Source organism: Pauljensenia sp. C0170B5 (assembly GCF_056590195.1).
In genome coordinates this window covers 55,082-69,339 of record NZ_JBWPVR010000009.1, presented here as the reverse complement: position 1 = coordinate 69,339, position 14,258 = coordinate 55,082, and the positions used below count along the sequence as shown (strand labels likewise).

At 59.2% G+C, this 14,258-nt stretch carries 12 protein-coding genes and 1 tRNA gene; 8 read left to right on the top strand and 5 right to left on the bottom strand.

Annotated features, from left to right (window positions below):
• Window positions 1–98: 98 nt before the first annotated feature.
• Genes AC1EJZ_RS09540 through AC1EJZ_RS09530 form a run of 3 tightly spaced genes read left to right on the top strand, consistent with a single transcriptional unit; the run spans window position 99 to window position 3,953 of the window.
• On the top strand, window positions 99–1,706 hold the full coding sequence (locus AC1EJZ_RS09540; protein WP_480294719.1) for a sugar ABC transporter ATP-binding protein: 1,608 nt from the start codon (window positions 99–101) through the stop codon (window positions 1,704–1,706).
• Window positions 1,707–1,723: 17 nt separating this feature from the next.
• Window positions 1,724–2,827, top strand: a complete 1,104-nt coding sequence (locus AC1EJZ_RS09535) for an ABC transporter permease (protein ID WP_480294718.1) — start codon at window positions 1,724–1,726, stop codon at window positions 2,825–2,827.
• A 58-nt stretch (window positions 2,828–2,885) separates the two neighbouring features.
• On the top strand, window positions 2,886–3,953 hold the full coding sequence (locus AC1EJZ_RS09530; protein WP_480294717.1) for a substrate-binding domain-containing protein: 1,068 nt from the start codon (window positions 2,886–2,888) through the stop codon (window positions 3,951–3,953).
• Between the two features lie 80 nt (window positions 3,954–4,033).
• On the opposite strand, the gene AC1EJZ_RS09525 is transcribed toward AC1EJZ_RS09530, so the two are convergent.
• From AC1EJZ_RS09525 to AC1EJZ_RS09505, 5 genes are all read right to left on the bottom strand, one after another.
• Entirely contained in the window at window positions 4,034–5,809 is a 1,776-nt protein-coding gene (locus AC1EJZ_RS09525) for an ABC-F family ATP-binding cassette domain-containing protein (protein WP_480294716.1), read from the bottom strand.
• 147 nt (window positions 5,810–5,956) lie between these two features.
• Complete coding sequence (locus AC1EJZ_RS09520) at window positions 5,957–7,660, bottom strand: hypothetical protein (protein ID WP_480294715.1); 1,704 nt, start codon at window positions 7,658–7,660, stop codon at window positions 5,957–5,959.
• Window positions 7,645–8,406, bottom strand: a complete 762-nt coding sequence (locus tag AC1EJZ_RS09515; RefSeq protein ID WP_058236179.1) for an ABC transporter ATP-binding protein — start codon at window positions 8,404–8,406, stop codon at window positions 7,645–7,647. Before AC1EJZ_RS09515 ends, AC1EJZ_RS09520 begins: the two co-directional genes overlap by 16 nt.
• A gap of 38 nt (window positions 8,407–8,444) precedes the next feature.
• Window positions 8,445–8,951, bottom strand: coding sequence for a MarR family winged helix-turn-helix transcriptional regulator (locus AC1EJZ_RS09510; RefSeq protein ID WP_058236178.1), 507 nt, complete (start codon window positions 8,949–8,951; stop codon window positions 8,445–8,447).
• Between the two features lie 44 nt (window positions 8,952–8,995).
• Complete coding sequence (locus AC1EJZ_RS09505; RefSeq protein WP_058236177.1) at window positions 8,996–9,619, bottom strand: TetR/AcrR family transcriptional regulator; 624 nt, start codon at window positions 9,617–9,619, stop codon at window positions 8,996–8,998.
• Window positions 9,620–9,699: 80 nt separating this feature from the next.
• Here AC1EJZ_RS09505 and AC1EJZ_RS09500 point away from each other — a divergent pair.
• The 5 genes from AC1EJZ_RS09500 to AC1EJZ_RS09480 all read left to right on the top strand — a co-directional run bounded on the left by AC1EJZ_RS09500 (window position 9,700) and on the right by AC1EJZ_RS09480 (window position 14,175).
• Window positions 9,700–9,770: transfer RNA gene (locus AC1EJZ_RS09500), tRNA-Gln, on the top strand.
• A 254-nt stretch (window positions 9,771–10,024) separates the two neighbouring features.
• A complete protein-coding gene (locus AC1EJZ_RS09495) occupies window positions 10,025–11,005 on the top strand; it encodes a ribose-phosphate diphosphokinase (RefSeq protein WP_058236176.1) in 981 nt (326 codons plus the stop codon).
• 161 nt (window positions 11,006–11,166) lie between these two features.
• Complete coding sequence (locus tag AC1EJZ_RS09490; RefSeq protein WP_092648260.1) at window positions 11,167–11,799, top strand: 50S ribosomal protein L25/general stress protein Ctc; 633 nt, start codon at window positions 11,167–11,169, stop codon at window positions 11,797–11,799.
• A gap of 70 nt (window positions 11,800–11,869) precedes the next feature.
• Entirely contained in the window at window positions 11,870–12,931 is a 1,062-nt protein-coding gene (locus AC1EJZ_RS09485) for a mannose-1-phosphate guanylyltransferase (protein WP_480294714.1), read from the top strand.
• 113 nt (window positions 12,932–13,044) lie between these two features.
• The gene (locus tag AC1EJZ_RS09480) at window positions 13,045–14,175 is read left to right on the top strand and encodes a BMP family lipoprotein (protein ID WP_058236173.1); all 1,131 of its coding nucleotides are present in this window, start codon (window positions 13,045–13,047) and stop codon (window positions 14,173–14,175) included.
• The last annotated feature ends 83 nt before the right edge of the window (window positions 14,176–14,258 follow it).

Here is a 14,258-nt window from a genome sequence, read left to right as displayed (position 1 = left end):
TAGTAATACTAATGTCGCTAAACCGTTACCTGTGAAATCGTTGAGTCGTGTAAACAGCTGGTATACGGTGTGGAGATCAATCCAGGCGCTTGACATCAATGGCGAATCGGAGGCGCGTCGTGACTGCACCGTTGCTCGAAATGCACCATATCGGGAAATCGTTTTCAGGAGTGCGAGCACTCGACAATGTGTCGTTGCGCCTGGGCGCCGGTGAAGTTGTGGCACTGCTGGGAGAAAACGGAGCAGGCAAGTCCACGCTGATCAACGTGCTCTCTGGAGTCTTCAACGACTACGACGGTCACATCAAGGTCGACGGAGAGCCGGTCACGCTGCATAGCCCCAGCACCGCACAACAGCTGGGGATTTCCACCATCCACCAGGAACTGAACCTCGTCCCCGACATGTCAGTGGCAGACAATATCTGGCTCGGACGAGAACAGGCGACCGGAGGGTGGGTCAAGAAACAGCGCACGATTTCGACGGCCCGGGATCTGCTGGCGCGAGTCGGGCTGGATCTAGATCCTAGAAAGTTCGTGCGTCAATACCGACTGGCAGAACAACAGCTCATTGAAGTGGCAAAGGCGATGAGCCTGAACACCCGAATCCTGATCATGGACGAACCGACGTCGGCGCTGGCAGATGCTGAAGTTGAACGCCTGTTCGAGGTTGTCAGGTCACTTGCATCCGAGGGAGTCGGCATCATCTATATCTCTCACCGTCTGGAAGAACTCGAAGAGATTGCTGACCGGGTCGAAGTCCTGCGAGATGGACAGTTCATCGGTGAACGCGAGATGAAGGACGTCAGTCGATCAGAATTGATCCACATGATGGTGGGTCGTCCGATCTCGGAACTGCACCAGCGTCCCGAGGAAACCGGTGCCCGCGCCGAGGGCGGCGAAGCCAGACTGACGGTGGAGCACCTCTCCCTCATGCCCAATGCGCGCGAGTCGCGGGCAGCACTGCACGACATCTCGCTGTCGGTTGAGCCCGGCGAAGTGCTGGGAATCGCCGGCCTGATGGGAGCTGGTCGCTCAGAAGTACTCGAATCCATTTTTGGAACACCCCCATCCTCGGACATGATCGGTCAGGTCACCCTGAACGGCAAGGCGCTGACCAAGCGGACGCCCGCACGCAGTATCGGCGCCGGGATTGCCCTGGTATGTGAAGATCGAAAACTGCAGAGCCTGATCCTGGAAAACTCCGTGCGCTTCAATATGACGCTCCCCGCCCTGTCGGATTTTGCCGGCATAGGCGGATGGGTGAAGAAAACTCGAGAAAAGAAGGCGAGCGAGGAGCAGGTTCAGACTCTTGGGGTGAAGACCCCGTCGATGGATGCGTTCATGAGCACCTTGTCGGGTGGAAACCAGCAGAAAGTCGTCCTCGGAAAATGGTTGCTGACCAAGCCGGAAGTGATCTTGCTCGATGAGCCGACACGCGGTATCGATGTCGGTGCGAAAGCAGAAATCTACGAACTTGTTGCGCAGCTGGCATCGCAGGGAGTGTCGTTCATCGTTGTCTCGTCAGAGCTTCCCGAATTACTGGGAATGTGCGACCGAATCGTGGTGTTGTGCGAAGGAAAAATCACCGCTGAATTTGACGCCGGCACAGCCACTCAGGAAGACCTACTCACCGCGGCAATGCCGATTCAAGGGCAGGCAGTCAGAGAGGATGCGCCCGCCGTCGATGCCATCGAAGCTGTTAAATAGTGAAGGAGAACAACCCCATGAGCACACAGTCGCAGCGCGGATCGGGTGCGGTCGTGCAGCGCAAGAAATGGCTCCTGATGTTGAGCCAGTCCCAAGGCTATATCGGCCTTCTCCTGATCGTCCTGATTGGACTGTGGAGCCAGGGAGGGCGCTTCGCGGACATAGGAAACCTGACGAACGCCATTGGGTACTTCGCTCCGCGAGGCATCCTGGCGGTGGGAATGACTCTGGTCATTATCACCGGCGGCATCGATCTGTCGGTGGGCGCAGTCATGGCAGTCGGTTCAACCACGTCAGCATGGCTGCTGACGGAAATGAACTGGCCGGTGATCGCGATTGTTCCCACGTCAATGGCTGTGGGCGCCCTCTTCGGCATCATCAGCGGTATCGGCACCGCGTACTTAAAGATCCAGTCGTTTGTCATGACGCTGGCCATCATGACGATCGCACGAGGCTTTACCCGCGAGTTCTCCCATAACGTGTCGATCGGAACGAATGTGATCGGACCGGACGGGGAGGTGGCTCCGGGATCTCAACAGTTCCGAATGCTGGGGACGCCAGGCGAAACGCTGTTCCCTATACCGTTAATAGGGTATTTCCCTGTGCTGGCGCTGATCGTGGTCATTTTCCTCGTCCATCTGCTGCTGTCACGCACGACGTTCGGGCGGCACGTGTACGCGGTGGGCGGCAATCCCACCGCGGCGCGCCTGTCGGGTGTGAACGTCAAAGCAGTGCTCGTCATTGTCTTCATGATCTCTGGTTTGCTGTGCGGCCTGGCCGGTCCGATCAACGCGGCTTATAACGCATCAGCAGATCCTCAAGCCGGCATGACCTATGAGATGGACGCGATTGCAGCCGTCGTCATCGGTGGCGCGAGCCTGGCTGGCGGCCGAGGCACAGTGATCGGAACGTCGATCGGCGCATTGATCCTGACCCTGCTCGACAACGTGCTGGGCCTGAACAACTTCAGTGCCAACTGGCAGATGATCATTAAAGGCATCATCCTCGTGGTCGCCGTTGTGATCCAACATCCCGACCTCATTCCCAACGCTGCGGCTCGCCTGAAACGACGAACCGCGCATCCCGTTAAGGCATCCTCGACGCCACACGCGAAGGAGTAGGCCGAGGGGGAAGTCCACACCAAGGTAAACACAACACTAAGAAAGCGAAGGAGCTCTCATGACAATCACGCGACGCAAACTACCGGTACTCCTGGCGGGTGCCCTGGTCGCCGCAGCATCGCTCGGCGCGTGCGCAACCAACGATCAGTCGACATCCGGCTCACAGGCAGATGAAGGCGCATCGAGTGCCACAACTGATCAGAGCAGCGCGGCTGGCGCAAGCGACGGACGTCTGCTGCCCGAAAAGGACAAGTACGTCATCGGGTACTCACAGGCCAACAACGCTGAGCCATACCGTGCGCAGATCAACGCACAGCTGGAGTATTACATCGGGCAGGAATCGAACCTTGAGTTGCTGCCGATTGCTGACGCTCAGCAGGATTCCTCACGTCAGGTGAGTCAGGTCCAGCAGTTCATTCAGCAGGGCGTTGACATTCTGATCGTCTCGCCTAACGAGTCTGACCCGTTGACCCCGCCAGTTGAGCAGGCATGTGAAGCAGGTATCCCGGTGATCGTGCTGGACCGCGCTGTGAACACGGACTGCATCACCTCCTTCATCGGCGGTGACAACGTGGCAATCGGTAAGGCCGCAGGTGAACTGGCACTCCAGCTTCTGCCTGATGGCGGTAAGGTCGTCGAGCTGCGAGGCATTACCTCGAACCAGCCTCAGATCGACCGCGACCAGGGCTTCCGTGACGCAATCGCTGCGAACCCGAAGATCGAGATCGTCAAGGATCAGGACGCAAAGTGGATCAAGGAAGAGGGCACCAAGATCATGCAGCAGTGGCTGCAGTCCGGTGAGGACATTGACCTGGTCTACGCGCACAATGACCCGATGGCGCTGGGCGCATACCTGGCTGCGGCAGGTGCCGGCAAAGCCGAGGACATCAAGTTCATCGGTATTGACGGCCTCGCAATTCCTGACGGTGGCATACGAGCCGTTCAGGAAGGCCAGCTGGCAGGTACCTTCATCTATCCGACAGGTGCCAGGGAAACAGTCGACACCATTTTGGCGATGATCAAGGGCGAGCCGGTCGAGGCCCAGCAGGTCCTTGAAACCACCCCGATCACACCTGAAAACGCTGCCGAACAGTACGAGCTGAACGACTTCTCCAACAAGAAGTAAGACAGCATTCAACGAGGCCGGCGCCGAGGAACTCCCCGGCGCCGGCACAAGAGAGGCAGAGCGTGGAAGATCACGAGTAGTTACCTCTGATCTTCGAGCTCCTCGGACAGCTCCAGCCACTGTGCCTCAAGTTCGTCAACCTCGTCCTCAACTGCGCGAACCTGATCCGCAAGGTCCTGTAACCCCACGTAGTCAGTCGGATCATGGTCTGCCATCTGCGCTTTCAGATCCTCGCCCTGGCGTGTCAGGCGGTCCATCTTTCGCTCCAGCGCTGACAGCTCTTTTTGTGCAGCGTAGGCGCGGGCGCCGGAATTCTCGGTTTCCTCCTCAGCCGGTGACGGTTCAGTGAGCTCGGCCTGACTTTGGATCTTCAGGTACTGCTCGACCCCGCCAGGCAGGTGGCGGAACGAGCCGTCGATGATGGCGTATTGCTGGTCGGTGACGCGCTCAATCAGGTACCGATCGTGCGACACAACCAGCAGCGTGCCCGGCCACGTGTCGAGGACGTCCTCCAGGGCGGTCAGCATATCGGCATCGACGTCGTTGGTCGGCTCGTCCAGAATCATGACATTGGGTTGGTCAAGCAGGACGAGCAGAATCTGCAGCCTGCGTTTCTGCCCGCCCGACAGTTCTCCGACGCGCGCTGACAGATGCTCGTGGCGAAATCCGAGGCGCTCCAGCATCTGCGCTGGAGTCGTGTCTTTACCGTCCACGACGAACGTTGTTCTGGTGCGGCCAAGCACTTCGCGCACGCGGTCATCCGAGATCTCCTCCAGCTGCGAAAACTGCTGGTCGAGCACTCCGATACGGACAGTCTTGCCCTGACGGACTCGCCCCGACGTTGGCTTCAGCGCGCCGCTGATGACGTTGAGCAGGGTTGATTTGCCTGCGCCGTTCGGACCGAGGATGGCGCTGCGCTCTCCGGGTGCGATCCTCCACGTCACGTCGCGCAGAACTTCGTTCGTGTCAAACGAAACCGACACGTCCAGCAGATCCACCACCTGTTTGCCCAGGCGTGCCACAGATAGCCGCTGCAGTTCAATCGGGTTGCGCACCTGTGGCACGTCAGCGATCAGCTCATTCGCCGCTTCGATACGGAACTTCGGCTTGGACGTGCGTGCTGGCGCTCCGCGACGCAACCAGGCGAGTTCCTTACGCATCAGGTTCTGGCGCTTCGCTTCGGTCGCAGCGGCGATCCGGTCACGTTCCACACGCTGCAGGACGTACGCTGCGTATCCGCCTTCGAACGGTTCAACCGTTGCGTCATGCACCTCCCACATGCGGGTGCAGACCTCATCAAGGAACCACCGATCGTGCGTCACAACGATGAGCGCACCGTCGCGCGGACTCCACCGGTACTTGAGATGGTCAGCCAGCCACGCGACCGCCTCGATGTCCAGGTGGTTCGTTGGTTCATCCAGAATCAGCACATCCCACTCGCCCACAAGCAGGCGCGCAAGATCGACGCGTCGGCGCTGTCCACCTGAAAGATCACCGACGAGGGAATCCCATGCGATATCCGAAGCCAGTCCAGAAATAATGGATCGGATATTCGCGTCGGACGCCCACTCATACTCCGGGCGATCTCCCACTAGTGCTTCTTTGACGGTGTGAGACGGATTCAGACGATCAGACTGGCTGAGGTATCCCAGGCGCAGGTCGCGACGATGAGTGACGCGACCGCTGTCAGGTGTGATCTGGCGGGTCAGTAGCCGCAAGAGTGTGGATTTGCCGTCTCCGTTGCGGCCCACCACGCCGATTCGGTCGCCCTCGTCAACTCCGACGGTGACCTGATCAAGGACGACGGTCGTGGGGTATTCCATATGCAGGTTGTCTGCGCCGAGAAGATGTGCCATATCGGCACATATGGTACGTCAAAATGCGCTGGTGAGGAGACCCCAGAATCCCCATATCAATCGAGATGATGTGAGTGTGGGGTTCGAAGAGCAGGGTAAATGGCCTCTTACCTGCGTAAATGGTGGGATCGTGCGCGTGGATTCCGATCAGGCCGCCTTCGCGTGGCCTGGCCAGGCCTTGATCTGCTGCAGAAGCGTCACTGCGTGGCGATCCCACATGCGACCGCCCACGATGACGCCGACGACCAGACATACCAGCGACCAGACTGGGGCAACGATGTAGCCGATCCAATCTGGCAGGATACCGAAGAAGCCGAGTAGCAGAACGACTGAGGCCGGCAAAGACGCCACAAGAGCCGCGAGCCACTGGGCGAACTGCACCAGCATCGTGGCAGTGAAGCTGCCGGTGGATTTTGTCGATATCGGGTTCGTGCCGGGCGGAGGAACAGGGTAGAGCCAGCGTGCATGCAGGATCTGGCCTGCGCCGGCAGTCGCGCAGAACAGGAGCACCGTGGTGACTGCGAGGTAGATGAGCGAACGCCCTTGAATCCCCGCGGCGAAAGCCAGCAGTGCCATGACAACGGCGAAGAGGCTGATCGCTGAGGGTAACGCGCCCACAAGACGACCCAGACGCTCGTCGCGTCCGCGTATTCCAGCAGTGATGCTCAGCCAGTTCGCCGTTGAATCCCATGCCATCAGGGTCGCGACGACACCGCCGAAGAGCATCGCACCAAAGAGCGTGAAGAAAATGGCGAACGTGTTGCCAAAGCTGAAGTCCGAATTCGACCCCATAAACGAAATTGCGATACCCAGCACGGGCAGGACGCCGACCGCGATCAGCTGTGAGAGCAGACGCGGATCGCGGATAAACTCGTGACTGGTGCGGGCCGCCAGCGCGGCCGCTGCCCGTGGCAAACCCAGACGCAACCACGGATCGACATGCTTGAAGGAGCGCTGGTCAGCGCGCGCCGAGGGAGCAGCCTGCGTGGGATCGATCAAGTGGCGTCCCTCTGCAATCGCCTGACGGGCCTCAGCACTGACTGGCCGTGCCTTGCCATTCATGGCGAAGGGGAGTACGTACTGCCACAGCTTCCATCCTGCCCACAAAGTGACCAGTGAAATGGCCAGCCGCGCGAGGGCAACAAGGTAGTTGCCTTCATAGACGGATTGACTGATCGCGAACGGGGCGCCCATCGGTGTCCAGCCGACGATCGTACCGAGTCGGGTGACGAAAGCGGCGTTGAAGTTGTCGATTCCGGCATTGACGTACAGACCCAGAGGCGTGACGAAGAGAAACAGCGCGACCGTTGCGATGACGCCCTGTAGATCGCGCCTACGGGTGGAAGCCGTCATCTGAACGCTCATCCACGTCGTCACGGCACGTGACCACACCAGCGATATGGCAAGTGCCAGGCAGGCGCTGATCACACTGACGAGCGCCACCACCACATGGCCGGAGACAATCCAGGCGACGAAGGGAATCAGAAGAAATAACGCAGTGCCAATGCCGGCGAATCCCACGAAAGCTGCGGCAATCATGCCGATCGCGAAACGCCGTGAAGGTGCGGCAAACGGTGCGAGGCGAACCGGATCCAACGTGTTGTCAGCCGATGCCATAAGCGCAGGAGCTATCACCCATGCCAGCACAGCTAAGGCACTGATCAAAGTGAACATGACGCTGGCCAGGTCGGCGTAGCCCTCGAAGATGGAAAACACGGCTCCGACGGCAATCATTCCGACGTAGCCGGCGATGCCCAGGGCCCCCAGGATTGACAGGACGAGGAAGGCTGTCTGACGCTTCATCGAGTTCCACGTCAGCTTCGCTTTCATCCGCATTAGGAGTGCAACCATGACAGCCCTTCGTGAGTGATGCGGCCTCCGACGATCTGAGTGAAGCGCTCTTCGAGGTCACCGCCTGCAGCTACCTCGTCAGTCGTGCCGGAAATTACGACCTGACCGTGATGGATGATCGCAACGTGGCTGCACAGTTTCTGCACGGTTGACATTACGTGACTGGACAGCACAACTGTGCCGCCCTGGCGCACGAACGATTTGAGAATCTCACGGATATTGGCGGCCGAAACTGGGTCGACCGATTCGAACGGCTCGTCGAGAACCAGGACGCTGGGGGAGTGGATCAAGGATGCGCCCAACGCGATCTTCTTGGTCATGCCGGCCGAATAGTCGCCGATCATTTTGTCAGACGTTTCAGTCAGATCCAGGGCTTCGAGCAGGTCCTGGGTACGTGAGCGCGCGGTGTCAGTGTCCATCCCGCGCAGCAAGGCCACGTAGGTCAGGAAATCCGGGCCGGAGAGGCGGTCCAGCAAATGCATGCCGTCAGGCATTACTCCGAGAAGTTTCTTAGCCTCGGTTGGATTGGCCCACATGTCAACGCCGTGGACGTAGGCTGTTCCTTCATCTGGACGCAACAGGCCGGTCGCCATCGTCAGGGTTGTGGTTTTGCCTGCACCGTTGGGGCCGACGATTCCATAGAACGAGCCGGCGGGAATATTCAGGCTCAGGTCGCCTACTGCGACGAGATTGCCGTACACCTTGACCAGGTGATCGAATGCGAGTGCCGGTGGTTGGTCAGTCATAAGTCCCCTCGCGGTAGTGGTCGGACGCTACTTTTAGGCTAGTACTTCGTTTCGTAAGATGCGAGGATAATTCTGAGCAGGTCAGCAAGATCGTCCTGATCGCCTCGGGAAAGCGGCGCCAGAATCTGCTTTTCACATTCGAGCAGGGAGATCAGCGCCGCATCAACGTGCTTCTTGCCGGTGGGGGTCAGGGTGACGAGGACGGCGCGCCGGTCATCCGGAGCCGGTGAACGCGTTACAAGGTGGCGACGTTCGAGGCGGTCAATACGGTTCGTCATTGTCCCGGAGGTGACGAGCAGTTCGTCCATGAGGTGCCCGGGCGTCATCGAATACGGCTTTCCGGCGCGGCGCAGGGAGGAGAGCACGTCGAATTCCCACGGGTCAAGATCGTGTTGGGCGAATGCCTCGCGCCGCTTGAGATCCAGATGGCGCGCCAGTCTGGCTACGCGCGAGAGCACAAGCATGGGGGAGGGGTCAGTGTCCGGGCGTTGACGTGCCCACCCCTGAACGATCGCATCGACCTCGTCTCGCTGCGTTTTTCTCATGACACCAAGATACTTGTTTTCGAGATACTTTCGCGAGGGGGGGCTCACGCAGAATGCATACGCAATGACGGATCAGTCTTGAGGTTGCGCAGCCCGTACCACACCAGGTTGACGGCGTGTGCTGCCACAACTTCCTTCGGCATGGAGCGATCTTCGAGCCACCACTGCCCGACCTGCGCGATCAAACCGACAAGCATCTGCGCATACAGCGGTGCCCACCCCGGTTCCATATTCGAGCGTTCGAACTGTTCGGCCACAAGGTATTCCACCCGCATCGCAACATCGCCGAGCACCGATGAGAAAGAACTGGATGTACGGTCGTTGGGTGTATCGCGCACGAGGACGCGGAAGCCATCCGTATTCGATTCAATGTAATCCAGCAGTGTCAGTGCGGCCGCCTCGAGGATCTCACGCGGATGCGTGGACGATTCCAGCGACGTCTGGATCGCGGAGACAAGGGACTGCACCTCACGGTCCACGATCACCGCATACAGACCTTCTTTTCCGCCAAAGTGCTCGTAGACGACCGGTTTGGAGACGCCTGCCTGCGCGGCTGCCTCCTCCATGGACGTACCGTCGAAACCTTTCTTTGCAAAGAGGGCGCGACCGACTTCAATGAGTTGCTCACGTCGCGCCACACCGCTCATCCGGACTCGTTTTTCTGCCATAGCAGTACTCTAGAACGTGTTGAGCTCCACACTTTAAGCTTCTGATTCTTCGCGCGACTGTGACATAATCGGGTGGTCTATCCGCCTTGGTGTAACGGCAGCACAGGGGTTTTTGGTGCCCTTAGTCTAGGTTCGAATCCTGGGGGCGGAGCTCAATGTACTGAGCAAAGTTGCACTATAGCAACGAAAAACGGTTTTACGTCATCCTCTCTGGGGGTCGCGTTCCCCGAAATAATCTCGTGCCTGCACGACACCGGAACAACAGCGCTAATCGATCCCGAAATAGCCTTGAGGGGCCTGTATCGAGTAAAGCACGCCACATCAACTCACGGATCAGGGGGATGAACCTATAGCATAAGAGACGCCGCATCCGTGTAGCGGCAGGTTGAAGGGGAGGACAACCGTATGAGTGGCTTGGTCGCCAGTGGTGAAAAACGACTCGTGCTTGTATCAGGACGGGCACACGTCGATCTTGCAAATCAGGTAGGTGAGCATCTGGGCTGCGGTGTCTCTGCGACCACTGCCTACGATTTTGCCAACGGAGAGATCTACGTTCGATTCAACGAATCTGTGCGTGGGGCTGACGTCTTCGTGCTGCAGTCGCACACCACCCCTATTAACAAGTGGCTGATGGAACAGCTCATCATGATTGATGCCGCCAAGCGCGCGTCAGCCAAGCGCATCACCGCTGTTTCACCGTTTTACCCCTATGCACGTCAGGATAAGAAACATCAGGGTCGTGAACCGATCTCCGCTCGCCTCGTGGCCGATCTGTACAAGACAGCCGGAGCTGACCGCGTGATGAGCGTGGATCTGCACGCCTCGCAGGAACAGGGCTTCTTCGACGGTCCTGTTGATCACCTGTGGGCCATGCCCGTGCTGGTCGACTACGTGCGCGGACGCGTGAACCTGTCGCACGCCACTGTCGTGTCACCGGACGCCGGCCGCATTCGCGTGGCTGAGAAGTGGGCTGCGAAGATGGGGAACTGCCCGCTGGCATTCATTCACAAGACCCGTGACACCACTCGCCCCAACGTCGCGGTCGCCAACCGCGTGGTGGGTGAAGTCGACGGGCGTGACTGCGTGCTGGTTGATGACCTGATCGACACGGGCGGCACGATTGCTGAAGCGGTCAAGGTACTGTACAAGGCCGGTGCGAAGTCAGTGCTCGTGGCGGCAACGCACGGCGTCCTGTCCCACCCGGCAACCCAGCGCCTCTCTGAGTGTGGAGCAACTGAAGTGGTCGTCACTGACACGTTGCCCATCACTGGGGAGAAGCGTTTTGACAAGCTGACGATCCTGTCGATTGCGCCTCTGCTGGCTCGCGCCATTAAAGAGGTCTTCGAAGACGGATCGGTCACATCACTGTTCGACGGGGTCGCATAGAGCGCCCCTTTCGGGTTAGGCTATGTGTCGTTGCTCCGGCGAGGGCATCGCATATCTGCGGTGCCGTGATCGACGAAGCTTTTACCTGCGGTGCGCCCGCGCGCAGAGAGAAGCCTTGTTGGTGTCGTCGGCGAAGAAACGACTGAAAAATGGAGGCTTCAATGAGTGAAAATCATCTTGATGCGCAGCTGCGCAATGACTTTGGTAAGGGTGCAGCACGCCGCGCACGTCGTGACGGCGTGATCCCCGCAGTCATGTACGGACACGGTTCCGACACGATGCATCTGGGACTGCCCTCGCACGAAACGTTTTTGATTGTGCGTTCTAACCCGAACGCAGTCGTTGAACTGTCGGTCGATGGTGAAACCTACCTGACATTAGTGAAGGACGTCCAGCGTCACCCCGTGTCACGCAACATCCTGCACGTCGACCTGCTGGCCGTGAAGGCCGGCGAAAAGGTTGATGTTGAGGTTCCGATCTCCGTCGTGGGCGAGCCGCAGGCCGGCCTGACGCACACCGTCGAAACCTTCCAGGTCATGGTGGCTGCGCCTGCTACCTCGATCCCCGAGTTCATCGAGGTCGACATCGAGGGCGCCGAGGACGGCCTGGTGATCCACGCAGGCGACCTGAAGTTGCCTGAGAACGTTGATCTGGTCACCGACGAAGAGGTTGACATTCTGTCGGTCGCCGAGATTCAGGAAAACGAAATTCCTGAACCTGAAGCAGCTGCAGAAGGCGAATCTGAAGGCGCAGAAGCCGCTGAAGCCGCTGAGGAAGCATCTGAAGAAGAGTAAGACCCGACTCTCTGGTCATAAGCCTCCGGTCGCCGTGGAGCGGCCGGAGGTTTATGCATATTCTGGAGCCATGACGACCCATATCGCCCCGACCATTCACGCGATTATTCCGGCTGGAGGCTCAGGTACACGCCTGTGGCCACTGTCGCGCCGAAACCGCCCGAAATTCCTGCTCGACCTGACGGGCAGCGGCTGCTCCATGCTGCAGGAGACAGTGACGAGGCTGACGCCTGTCTCCCGGTCCATCACGGTCGTCACCGGCGCCAGGCATCGTGACGCTGTCGCCGCCCAGCTGCACGACGAGTGCACAATCCTTGCGGAACCGGCTCCACGCAATTCGATGGCAGCGATCGGGTGGGCAACCTACTCCATTCTCAGGCGTTTTGGGCAGGACGCGATTGTCGGCTCATTTGCAGCTGACCATGCCATCGCGCACCCCGATCAGCTGCACCAGGCGATCGGGCGGGCAGTTCAGGCAGCCCGCAGCGGCTACCTGACAACGATTGGCATTGCGCCCACCTCGCCATCGACCGCGTACGGATATATCCATCCCGGGCCTGCACTTGGGGGAGCCAGCGGCGCCTATACAGTCAGCGAATTCGTGGAAAAGCCCAACGAGTCAACCGCCCGGCGATACGTGACGGACGGCTACCTGTGGAACGCTGGAATATTCATCGTGCGGGCGGGCACACTCAGGGACGCCCTCGCCCATGAGAATCCACAGATGGACCGCGCCTTGAACGCGATCGTGGACCCTGACACCGACCCGAACGAGCGCGAAGAACTATGGGAGTCCATTGAATCGATCGCCATTGACTACGCCCTGGCCGAGCCGCTCGCCGCGCGCGGACGCGTCGCGGTGGTGCCTTCGCAGGATCTGGGGTGGACTGACGTGGGGGACTATCCCTCGCTCAACACGTTCGGTCAGTCGGAGCGATCGGTCGTACGCGTTGATGCGCCGGGCACCAGCGTGCACTCGTCGACCGATCAGATGATTGCGCTGGTCGGGGTGGACAACATTACCGTCGTCGTTCAGGACGATGCGATTCTGGTGGTCAGCAATGACCGCGCTCAGGACGTATCTCATGTTGTGGAGCTGGCGCGTGAAAACGGACGTCTGGACATGATCTAGATCAAGAATCCGTAATTTTGCCCAAACGCCCTTATGATTTGCGCTATCGTTATGAGGATTCTGCAGCGACGACATGTCCACCGAGGGCATGCCATATTCGTGAGAGGAAGACTATGACGAAGAGCTTCAAACTTGGCGCTGTTGCAGCGATCGCAGCGCTCGCGCTCGCAGGATGCGGCGCAGCACCCGAAGCATCAAGCGGATCAACCGAACCGGCATCAGGAGCCGGCGGCCAGTCCGGTCAGGCAGCGGGTTCCAGTGAAGTCAAGGCCTGTATGGTCTCTGACGAGGGCGGCTTCGACGACCGCTCCTTCAACGAATCCGGTAAGGAAGGCATGGATCGCGCTGGCCAGGAACTGGGCGTGGAAGTCAAGTTCGCGGAATCAACGTCAGACGGTGACTACCAGACCAACGTTGACGCCATGATCCAGGACGGATGCACGCTGATCGTCGGCGTTGGATACAAGCTGGCTATCACCATGGCTGAGGCAGCACAGGCCAACCCGGATATCCAGTTCGCACTCGTTGACTCGCAGTTCCAGGACGCACAGCAGAACCCGATCGAACTGGAAAACGGCCGCCCGCTCATCTTCAACACGGCTGAGGCAGCGTTCCTCGCCGGATATGTTGCAGCCGGCACCACCACGAGCGGCACAGTCGCAACCTACGGCGGCATGGAAATTCCGACCGTCCAGATCTTCATGGAAGGCTTCGCCAAGGGCGTTGAGAAGTACAACGAAGACAACGGCAGCGCCATTCAGGTTCTGGGGTGGGACACCGAGAAGAAGACCGGTTCATTCGTGGGCGACTTCTCCTCAATCGATAAGGGACAGACTCTGACTGAAGGATTCATCTCTCAGGGCGCCGACATCATCATGCCGGTTGCCGGCCCAATCGGCTCAGGCACCCTGTCAGCCATCAACGCAGCACCGAACAAGAGCGAACTGAAGGCAGTGTGGGTTGACGCTGACGGTCACGAATCAGTGGGCGATCCAGCCATCTTCACATCCGTCGTCAAGGAAATCGGAAATGCCGTGTTCGACACTGTCAAGGACGCGAAGGACGGCAACTTCTCCTCCACGCCATACATCGGCAACCTGAAGAACAAGGGCGTGGCGATGGCTCCGTTCTACGACATGGACTCCCAGGTTTCTCAGGAGCTCAAGGACAAGGTCGAAGAGCTGAAGCAGCAGATTGTGGACGGATCACTGGATGTGTCCACGCAGTACGACCCGGCAAAGTGATGCGCTCTCTGTGAGCGTGTAACACCGACCGAATGATGAAGATGCCGTCGCAACCGAATATGAGGTGGCGACGGCATCTTCGT